The organism is Bacillus cereus group sp. MYBK195-1 (assembly GCF_051916605.1).
GTDB lineage: Bacteria > Bacillota > Bacilli > Bacillales > Bacillaceae_G > Bacillus_A > Bacillus_A cereus.
Map to the genome: position 1 here is coordinate 202224 of NZ_JBQAGZ010000009.1, position 9365 is coordinate 211588.

Genomic DNA, 9365 nt, shown 5'->3' on the forward strand with positions numbered 1-9365 from the left:
CCTCGTCTTTTAATTTCTCCCCATCCAGGGCGGGCTATTTTAAGAAAGGATCTAGCTTCTACATCAAAAGAAGTAGAAGCTTTTCTCACTTTTCTTATTTCATGCTTTCTAAAAGCTCTTGCTCATAATCATAAAGAGCTGTTGGATAGTCCCCATTAAAGTAAGCCATGCATAGGCCGCCATATTTCCCTTCATATGGACGTCCAATTGCATCTACTAATCCATCTTCACTTAAAAATGTTAAAGAATCTGCTCCGATCATTTCACGGATTTCTTCTACTGTATGATTTGCTGCAATTAATTCTTTTCTCGTTTGAATATCAATGCCATAGAAACATGGATATTTCAGAGGTGGTGAAGCAATTCTTACGTGAACTTCTGTCGCTCCAGCCTCACGAAGCATACGAACAATTCGTTTACTTGTCGTTCCTCTTACGATAGAGTCATCAATCATAACAACTCGTTTCCCTTCAACTACACCTCTTACTGCGGAAAGCTTCATCTTAACCCCTTGCTCGCGCAGTTCTTGAGAAGGTTGAATAAACGTACGTCCAACGTAACGATTTTTAATTAATCCTAACTCATATGGAATACCTGTCGCCTCCGCATAGCCAATCGCAGCTGAAATACTAGAGTCTGGTACACCAGTAACAACATCTGCTTCAATAGGAGCTTCTGCCGCTAAACGTTTCCCCATATTCTTACGTGCTGCATGAACATTAACGCCTGCAATATTAGAATCTGGTCGTGCAAAGTAAATATATTCCATACTACAAATTGCATGTTCTACATCGTTTGTGAAACGATCTACGTGAATTCCTTCATCATTAATGATAAGTAATTCACCCGGTTCTACATCACGAATGTATGTTGCACCTACTACATCAAAAGCACATGTTTCAGATGCTACAACGTAAGCATCCCCCATCTTTCCAATTGAAAGCGGACGGAACCCATTCGGATCTAATGCAACGATCATTTCATTTCCAGTTAGTAAAAGATACGCAAACGCACCTTTCACTTTATTTAAAGCCTCTTTTACACTTTCAATTAAAGAATCTTTCGTGCTACGTTTAATAAGATGTAAAAGTACTTCTGTATCTGAACTAGTTTGAAAAATACTGCCCTCTGCTTCTAATTCACGACGAAGCATTTTTGCGTTAATTAAATTTCCGTTATGAGCTAACGCCATACTATGATCGGAAAAACGGAACAACAATGGTTGAACGTTAGCAACTTCACTTCCACCAGCTGTTGCATATCGTACATGTCCGATTGCTGATTTTCCATTTAATCCTTCTAGCTCACCTCTTGAAAACACTTCTGATATTAAACCTAACCCCTTGTGACCGACGATTTTTTCCCCATTATTTACGACAATGCCTGCGCCTTCTTGCCCACGGTGCTGTAAACTGTGCAATCCGTAGTATGAAACTTGTGCTGCATTTTCATGCCCCCAAATTCCGAAAACGCCACATTCTTCGTTTAACCCCTTTATTTCAGCAAGCATGGGATTGCCCCTTTCCAAGCCTTTCTCATTTCATCTACATTTGCTGTAAGTAATACTTCATTTTCTTCATTATGAATTGTTACTTCATTTGTACTTGTTACTTCTCCAACTTGGATTGCTTCTACTGCTTTCTCAAACGCCTCTTTATTTTCACGTTTTACAGTTATCACGAAGCGAGACTGTGATTCAGCGAATAATGCTGCTGTTGCTTCTCCATCTAATTTCACAGTAGCACCTAAGCCTTTAGCACCAATTGCACTTTCTGAAATCGCAACTGCTAAACCACCTTCAGCAACATCATGTGCAGATTGAACAAGACCAGCCTGAATTGCTTCTAATACTTGTTTTTGGCGTTTTAATTCTACATCTAAATCGATACTTGGTGATTGACCGAAAATTTTGCCGTGAATCATTTTCTGTAATTCACTTCCGCCAAACTCAGCTTTCGTCTCACCAATTACATACACTAAATCACCAGCTTGCTTAAACTCTTGTGTTGTTACATGTTTTAAGTCATGCACAAGTCCCACCATCCCAACAGTTGGTGTTGGATATACAGCTTCACCACTACGCTCGTTATACATCGATACGTTTCCGCCGATAACTGGTGTTTGTAATGTGCGACAAGCTTCACTCATACCGTCTACTGATTTCTCAATCTGCCAGAAGATTTCTGGTTTTTCTGGGTTACCGAAGTTTAAGCAATCTGTAATTGCAAGTGGCTCTCCGCCAGAACATACGATATTACGCGCTGCCTCTGCTACTGCAATTTTACCGCCCATCTCTGGGTCTAGATAAATGTAGCGAGAGTTACAATCTGTCGTCATTGCTAATCCTTTTTCTGTACCGCGTACACGTACAACTGCAGCATCTGAACCTGGCGTAACAACTGTGCTTGTGCGAACCTGGTAATCGTATTGATCGTATACCCACTCTTTACTTGCAATTGTTGGTTGCTGTAATAAAGCAAATAACGCGTCTTTATAATTTTCTACTTTTGGCGTTTCCATTTTCATTGCTTGGAATTCAGCAAAGTATGCTGCTTCTTTTGATGGCTTATGATAAATTGGTGCTTCTTCTGCTAAAGCATCTGCTGGAACTTCAGCTACCTTTTCACCTTTATGGAATAAACGAAGCATTTTATCTTCTGTTACTTTCCCCATCGTAACCGCTGCAAGACCATACTTCTCAAATAAATCTACTATTTCTTGTTCTCTACCTTTTTTCACGACAATTAACATACGCTCTTGTGATTCAGATAGCATCATTTCATATGGTGTCATTCCTGTTTCACGCTGTGGTACATCATCTAAGTACATTTCAATACCCATTCCTGCTTTACTTGCCATTTCTGCAGATGATGATGTTAAACCAGCCGCACCCATATCTTGAATTCCAACAAGTGCATCAGATTGAATTAATTCTAAACACGCTTCAATAAGAAGTTTTTCCATAAATGGATCCCCTACTTGAACCGCTGGACGTTTCGCTTCTGAGCTTTCAGATAGTTCTTCCGACGCGAATGTTGCACCGTGAATACCGTCACGACCAGTTGATGCTCCTACGTACATTACTGTGTTACCAGCACCGTGCGCTTGCCCTTTTTTAATGTCTTCGTGGTTAATCAAACCTACGCACATTGCATTTACAAGTGGATTTCCTTCATAACATGGATCAAATTGTACTTCGCCGCCAACAGTCGGAATACCGATGCAGTTACCGTATCCTGCAATTCCTGCTACTACTTCTTCGAATAAATATTTCACACGTGGTGACTGTAATTCACCGAAACGAAGTGAGTTTAATAGAGCTACCGGACGTGCTCCCATAGAGAATACGTCACGAATAATACCACCAACACCTGTTGCAGCTCCTTGATATGGTTCAATAGCTGAAGGATGGTTATGACTTTCCATTTTAAATACAACTGCTTGATTATCACCGATATCTACAATTCCAGCACCTTCTCCAGGTCCTTGCAGAACGCGCTCACCTGTAGTTGGAAACTTACGAAGAACTGGTTTCGAATTTTTATAACTACAATGTTCAGACCACATTACAGAGAATAACCCTGTTTCTGTATAATTTGGCAGACGACCTAAAATCTTTTCAACCATGGCAAACTCTTCGTCTGTTAGCCCCATTTCCGCATATATACGCTCTTCTTTAATTTGTGTTGGATTTGGTTCAAGCATTAACGACATATGTTTCCCTCCACTGTTTTAAGATAGATTGAAAGACTTTTAACCCTTCAGCACCGCCAAGTAATTCATCTACAGCACGCTCTGGGTGTGGCATCATACCAAGTACATTTCCTTTTTCATTTACAATACCAGCAATATCTGAAACGCTACCGTTAGGGTTTTCTACGTAACGGAATGCGATTTGATTGTTCTCTTCTAATTGTTTAAGAGTCGCTTCATCACAATAGTAATTCCCCTCACCATGCGCAATTGGAATATTAATTACTTCATTTTTTCCATATTGTGATGTAAACATCGTTTCATTATTTTCAACTCGCAACTGAACAGTGCGACACATAAATTTTAAGTTTTCGTTTCTCATTAACGCTCCTGGTAGTAATCCTGATTCAACAAGAATCTGGAATCCATTACATACACCTAAAATCGGCTTTCCTTGCTCAGCAGCTTTTTGCACTGCTTTCATTGCATTAGCAAAGCGAGAGATAGCACCGCAGCGTAAGTAGTCACCATAAGAAAATCCACCTGGTAGTAGAATTGCATCATATTCATCTAAATTCTCTGTATCGTGCCAAACGTAATCTACTTCTTCGCCAAGCTCATCTTTAATTGCATGGAACATATCGACATCACAGTTCGAACCCGGAAATACTATTACGGCAAATTTCACTGTGCGACAACCTCCTCAACTTCATAACGGAAGTCTTCCATTACAACGTTCGCTAATAGTTTTTCACACATTTCCTTTACCTTGCTATCTAAATCAGATACAGATTTATCAATTGTTAGTTCCATGTACTTTCCGATTCGAACATCTTGTACTTCTGTGAATGAAAGACTATGAAGTGCTCCTTTTACTGCTGTTCCTTGTGGATCTAATACGCTCTCTCTTAATGTTACATATACCTTAACTTTATACATGTGAAATTCCCCCTAAACGTTTTAAAATCTCTTCATAAGCATCTGTTAAATTTCCAAGATCACGACGGAATACGTCTTTATCAAACTTTTCATTGCTCGTTTCATCCCATAAACGGCAAGTATCTGGTGAAATTTCATCCGCTAAAATGATTTCTCCTTCTTCCGTTACACCAAACTCTAATTTGAAATCTACTAATCTTACACGACAGCTTGCGAAATGATCAATCAACACTTGATTGATTTGTAGAGCCATATCTCGTAATACACTTACTTGCTCTGGTGATGCAACGTTTAATACACGAATATGATCTTCCGTTACAAGCGGATCTCCTAAATCATCATCTTTGAAGTAAAATTCTACGATTGGTTCTGCAAGTACAGTTCCCTCTTCCATTCCTAATCGTTTTGAAAGACTTCCTGCAATTACATTTCTTGTGACAACTTCTAAAGGAATAATACTCACTTTTTTAACAAGTTGTTCTGTTTCAGATAACTTCTCAACAAAATGCGTTTTAATTCCCACTTCTTGTAACTTTCTGAACAATAAAGTTGTAATTTCATTGTTCAAACGACCTTTTCCTGTAATCGTCTCTTTTTTCTCCCCATTGAAAGCAGTCGCACTATCTTTGTACTCTACCCAAACCATATCTGCTGATTCTGTACGATAAATTCTTTTTGCCTTACCTTCATACAGCAATTCTAGCTTTTGCATTTCGCAAGCCCCCTGTAGTTTGAAAAATGTGAATAATGTTTTTATAAAGAATGGCACAGAATGACTCTATTCTGTGCCATATGAAATTTTACGCTTCGTTTAATCCAAGGCGTTCAAAGATTGTATCAACGTGTTGCATATGATGCTCATAGTTGAAGCATTCATTAATTTCTTCTTGTGTTAACTTGCTTGTAATACGCTCATCAGCTTCTACAAGCTCTTTAAATTGTACTTGTGTTTCCCAAGCTTCCATCGCTTTAGGCTGTACGATATCATAAGCTTCTTCACGTACCATACCTTTGTCAATTAGTGTAAGCATTACGCGCTGAGAATAAATTAAGCCGTATGTTCTTGTCATATTGCGTTTCATATTCTCTGGGTATACAGTTAAGTTTTTAACGATATTACCAAAGCGATTTAACATGTAATTTAATGCGATTGTAGCATCTGGTAAAATTACGCGTTCTGCCGAAGAGTGAGAAATGTCACGCTCATGCCATAATGGAACATTTTCGTAAGCTGTCATCATATAACCGCGGATAACACGAGCTAAACCAGTCATATTTTCAGAACCAATTGGATTACGTTTATGTGGCATTGCAGAAGAACCTTTTTGACCTTTTGCGAAAGCTTCTTCAACTTCACGTGTTTCACTCTTTTGTAAACCACGAATCTCAACTGCCATCTTTTCGATAGATGTTGCAATTAGTGCAAGTGTTGACATGTAGTGTGCATGACGATCACGTTGCAATGTTTGTGTTGAAATTGGTGCTGCTTCTAATCCTAAATTTTCACAAACATATTTTTCTACGAATGGATCGATATTTGCATATGTACCAACCGCACCAGATAGTTTACCAACACGAACTGTATCAGCAGCTTGTTTGAAACGCTCTACGTTACGTTTCATTTCTTCATACCAAAGACCAAGTTTTAAACCAAATGTCGTTGGTTCTGCATGAACACCATGTGTTCTTCCCATCATGATTGTGTATTTATGCTCTTTCGCTTTGTTAGCTAAAATGCTTACAAAGTTCTCTAAGTCTTTTAATATAATTTCATTCGCTTGTTTTAAGATGTAAGATAATGCTGTATCTACTACGTCTGTAGATGTTAAACCGTAATGAACCCATTTACGTTCTTCGCCTAATGCTGGCGTTTCTGATACAGCACGAGTGAATGCAACTACGTCATGACGTGTTTCTTTTTCAATTTCATAAATACGATCAATATCAAATGATGCATGTTCACGAATTTTTTTAACATCTTCTTTTGGAATATCGCCAAGCTCAGCCCATGCTTCACAAGCTAAAATCTCAACTTCTAACCACGCTTTAAATTTGTTCTCTTCCGTCCAAATCGCACCCATTTCAGGGCGTGTATAACGACTAATCATCTTTTTCCCTCCAACAGTTGTTCTTGATGGTCCCAAATATGCAAACTCTTCGCTTTTTCTAGAGCGACTTCAATATTATCATTTAAAATATTAACATGCCCCATTTTTCGCTGTGCTTTTGCTTCTTCTTTTCCATACAAGTGTAAATAGCACCCGGTTAATCTATTCACTTGTCTTAGGACCCCTTCTATATGTTCGCCTAAAATGTTTACCATGACAACTGGTTTTAACAAATTTGTTTCTCCTAGAGGTAAATTACAGATTGCTCGAATATGTTGACCAAATTGACTCGTCTCACATGCATCCTGTGTATAGTGTCCTGAATTGTGAGGTCGTGGCGCTAATTCATTAATATAAATCTCACCATTATCTGTAGCAAACATCTCTACAGCTAGTGTTCCCACAAGTTCTAATTCATCCGCAAGTACCTTTGCATAAGCAATTGCTTTTTGAGAAAGCTCTTCTGTAATGCGAGCTGGAACGATAGATTCATGTAAAATGTTATTTACATGAATATTTTCTGCTACTGGAAACACTTTTGTTTCACCACTTACACTACGAATCACAATAACTGATACTTCTTTTTCAAAAGGCACCCATTTCTCTAAAATACATTCTGCTTTATCCACAAGATTTCTTGCTGCCTCAACATCAGCTTCTCTTCTTAAAACAACTTGCCCTTTCCCATCATATCCACCTGTCGTCGTTTTTAAGACGGAAGGGAATGATAACTCAGCAATTGCTTCTGTAAGCTGATCTTGATTTTGAACTAGTCTATACGTTGCTACTGGTAACCCAGCCTTCTCAATCGCATTCTTTTCTGTAAAACGATTTTGCGTTGTATTTAACAACTGACTACCTTGTGGTAAGTACGCATGTTTTTCAAGCCATTGTAAACATCTATAATCAATATTCTCAAATTCATATGTGACAACATCACTTATCTCTGCTAAATGCTGAATTGCTTTTAAATCATCATATGGTGCAACAATTTCAATATCAGCAACTTGTGCACATGGCGAATGCTTTGTAGGATCTAAAACAGCAATTTTATATCCCATCTCCTTAGCTGCCAATGCCATCATTCTTCCTAGCTGGCCGCCTCCAATAATGCCGATTGTTTTTCCAGGTAAAATGATTCTCGTCATACTAGCTCACTACCTTCACGCACATCTTTTTCAATCGCTTCTCGTCTCAATTCTAATGCATCATGTATGTCATCATGGAATGATCCAAGTATTTGTGCGGCAAGTAATCCAGCATTCGTTGAACCGGCTTTACCAATTGCAACAGTTGCAACTGGAACACCTCCTGGCATTTGGACGATGGATAATAATGAATCTAAGCCGTTTAATGCTTTTGATTGAACTGGAACTCCAATTACAGGAAGATTTGTCTTCGCTGCAACCATTCCTGGTAAATGTGCTGCTCCACCAGCTCCAGCAATAATAACTTTCAATCCACGTTCACGAGCCGTCTCTGCATATTCAAACATATAATCCGGAGTCCGATGAGCGGATACAACTTTTTTCTCATACGGTATATTTAATTCATCTAAAATGTCACAAGCATATTTCATTGTTTCCCAGTCTGACGTACTTCCCATTATGACTCCAACTAGTGATTTCATATTAGAATCCCCCCGATTCAAATAAAAAAAGCCTGAAATAGAACAGTTTCTCTTTTACTATGAGAGAAAGCGCTCTACTCAGGCATACGTATCCCTTGTGAATAGAAAAATACCGAGTGACTTTCCCTCATAGTCTAACGAATAACGGTCGTTAGGTAGAGACTTGCAGGCCATATCCCCGCGATTATATGAGGTCTTATATTATTGTTTCTATGGTTATATTAACAATATTTCATAAACAATGTCAATAAATAATCGAATGTTTTTTTATTAGTAGTCAATAACGTTCGTGTTTTAGTTATATTCAAAAGAAGAATTGCAACTATATGCAAGAAGAAAAGGGAATTAGAATATATATTTCTAGACATCTATTTTACGTATAATCTTTTAAATGGCACTTCAGTATGTTTTAAATCGAAATATATACACTCTTGTATTATTATAACGATTTAATTTCTAAGGAGGATAACTGTTAAAGAAAGAACTATGCTATTATCCTATTTATTTTTCTCTATTGCAGTAATTTCTGTAATTATTAAATACTTATTTATAGCATCTGATTATTTAAAATATATACTTATGATAGAAATAATGTGTCCTATTTTAAGTATTACTTTAGTGGCTATTTCATTCTTTTTCGTCTTTAGCTTTATTAAATTTATGGATTATAGCATTCGGTAAATAAAAATAAACACAAAAAAACCTAAGTCGAAATGACTTAGGTTCTTGCTTGGCGACGTCCTACTCTCACAGGGACAAGGTCCCAACTACCATCGGCGCTAGAGAGCTTAACTTCCGTGTTCGGTATGGGAACGGGTGTGACCTCTCTGCCATCATCACCAAACTATGAAGGCATATTCCTTCAAAACTAGATAACATTGCTACATATTATATGGTTAAGTCCTCGATCTATTAGTATTCGTCAGCTCCACATGTCACCATGCTTCCACCTCGAACCTATCAACCTGATCATCTTTCAGGGATCTTACTAGCTT

General features: G+C 38.0%; 8 protein-coding genes, 2 rRNA genes, 1 pseudogene and 1 riboswitch. Of the genes and pseudogenes, 1 reads left to right on the top strand and 10 read right to left on the bottom strand.

Features of this window, described 5'->3' with window-relative positions:
• Positions 1 to 94 precede the first annotated feature (94 nt).
• From purF to purE, 8 genes are all read right to left on the bottom strand, one after another.
• On the bottom strand, positions 95 to 1510 hold the full coding sequence (purF, locus tag ACTFRY_RS26230) for an amidophosphoribosyltransferase (RefSeq protein WP_000879025.1): 1416 nt from the start codon (positions 1508 to 1510) through the stop codon (positions 95 to 97).
• Positions 1495 to 3714, bottom strand: coding sequence for a phosphoribosylformylglycinamidine synthase II (gene purL / locus ACTFRY_RS26235; protein WP_000055558.1), 2220 nt, complete (start codon positions 3712 to 3714; stop codon positions 1495 to 1497). Before purL ends, purF begins: the two co-directional genes overlap by 16 nt.
• Positions 3698 to 4381, bottom strand: coding sequence for a phosphoribosylformylglycinamidine synthase subunit PurQ (gene purQ, locus ACTFRY_RS26240; RefSeq protein WP_000666790.1), 684 nt, complete (start codon positions 4379 to 4381; stop codon positions 3698 to 3700). The genes purL and purQ overlap by 17 nt, the downstream gene beginning before the upstream one ends.
• A complete protein-coding gene (gene purS / locus ACTFRY_RS26245) occupies positions 4378 to 4632 on the bottom strand; it encodes a phosphoribosylformylglycinamidine synthase subunit PurS (RefSeq protein ID WP_000278823.1) in 255 nt (84 codons plus the stop codon). Before purS ends, purQ begins: the two co-directional genes overlap by 4 nt.
• On the bottom strand, positions 4625 to 5344 hold the full coding sequence (purC, locus tag ACTFRY_RS26250; protein ID WP_001170544.1) for a phosphoribosylaminoimidazolesuccinocarboxamide synthase: 720 nt from the start codon (positions 5342 to 5344) through the stop codon (positions 4625 to 4627). The genes purS and purC overlap by 8 nt, the downstream gene beginning before the upstream one ends.
• A gap of 88 nt (positions 5345 to 5432) precedes the next feature.
• Complete coding sequence (gene purB, locus ACTFRY_RS26255; protein ID WP_000625682.1) at positions 5433 to 6740, bottom strand: adenylosuccinate lyase; 1308 nt, start codon at positions 6738 to 6740, stop codon at positions 5433 to 5435.
• Positions 6737 to 7888: a 5-(carboxyamino)imidazole ribonucleotide synthase gene (purK, locus tag ACTFRY_RS26260; RefSeq protein ID WP_000196769.1), complete on the bottom strand. Its 1152-nt coding sequence runs from the start codon at positions 7886 to 7888 to the stop codon at positions 6737 to 6739. The genes purB and purK overlap by 4 nt, the downstream gene beginning before the upstream one ends.
• Complete coding sequence (purE, locus tag ACTFRY_RS26265; RefSeq protein WP_000839367.1) at positions 7885 to 8370, bottom strand: 5-(carboxyamino)imidazole ribonucleotide mutase; 486 nt, start codon at positions 8368 to 8370, stop codon at positions 7885 to 7887. The genes purK and purE overlap by 4 nt, the downstream gene beginning before the upstream one ends.
• A gap of 110 nt (positions 8371 to 8480) precedes the next feature.
• A riboswitch (purine riboswitch) is annotated at positions 8481 to 8582 on the bottom strand.
• A 274-nt stretch (positions 8583 to 8856) separates the two neighbouring features.
• On the opposite strand from purE, the pseudogene ACTFRY_RS26270 reads away from it, so the two are divergent.
• A pseudogene (locus tag ACTFRY_RS26270) lies at positions 8857 to 9055 on the top strand (hypothetical protein).
• A 43-nt stretch (positions 9056 to 9098) separates the two neighbouring features.
• On the opposite strand, the gene rrf reads toward ACTFRY_RS26270, so the two are convergent.
• Together rrf and ACTFRY_RS26280 are read right to left on the bottom strand one after the other, a co-directional pair.
• Positions 9099 to 9214, bottom strand: a 5S ribosomal RNA gene (gene rrf / locus ACTFRY_RS26275).
• Positions 9215 to 9262: 48 nt separating this feature from the next.
• Positions 9263 to 9365: ribosomal RNA gene (locus ACTFRY_RS26280) — 23S ribosomal RNA — on the bottom strand; the annotation flags it as partial.

Excerpts from the sequence above, each read along its gene's own strand:
- purS (WP_000278823.1), bottom strand. The coding sequence starts at position 4,632 with ATGTATAAAGTTAAGGTATATGTAACATTAAGAGAGAGCGTATTAGAT.
- purK (WP_000196769.1), bottom strand. The coding sequence starts at position 7,888 with ATGACGAGAATCATTTTACCTGGAAAAACAATCGGCATTATTGGAGGC.
- purL (WP_000055558.1), bottom strand. The coding sequence starts at position 3,714 with ATGTCGTTAATGCTTGAACCAAATCCAACACAAATTAAAGAAGAGCGT.
- purF (WP_000879025.1), bottom strand. The coding sequence starts at position 1,510 with ATGCTTGCTGAAATAAAGGGGTTAAACGAAGAATGTGGCGTTTTCGGA.
- purC (WP_001170544.1), bottom strand. The coding sequence starts at position 5,344 with ATGCAAAAGCTAGAATTGCTGTATGAAGGTAAGGCAAAAAGAATTTAT.
- purB (WP_000625682.1), bottom strand. The coding sequence starts at position 6,740 with ATGATTAGTCGTTATACACGCCCTGAAATGGGTGCGATTTGGACGGAA.
- purE (WP_000839367.1), bottom strand. The coding sequence starts at position 8,370 with ATGAAATCACTAGTTGGAGTCATAATGGGAAGTACGTCAGACTGGGAA.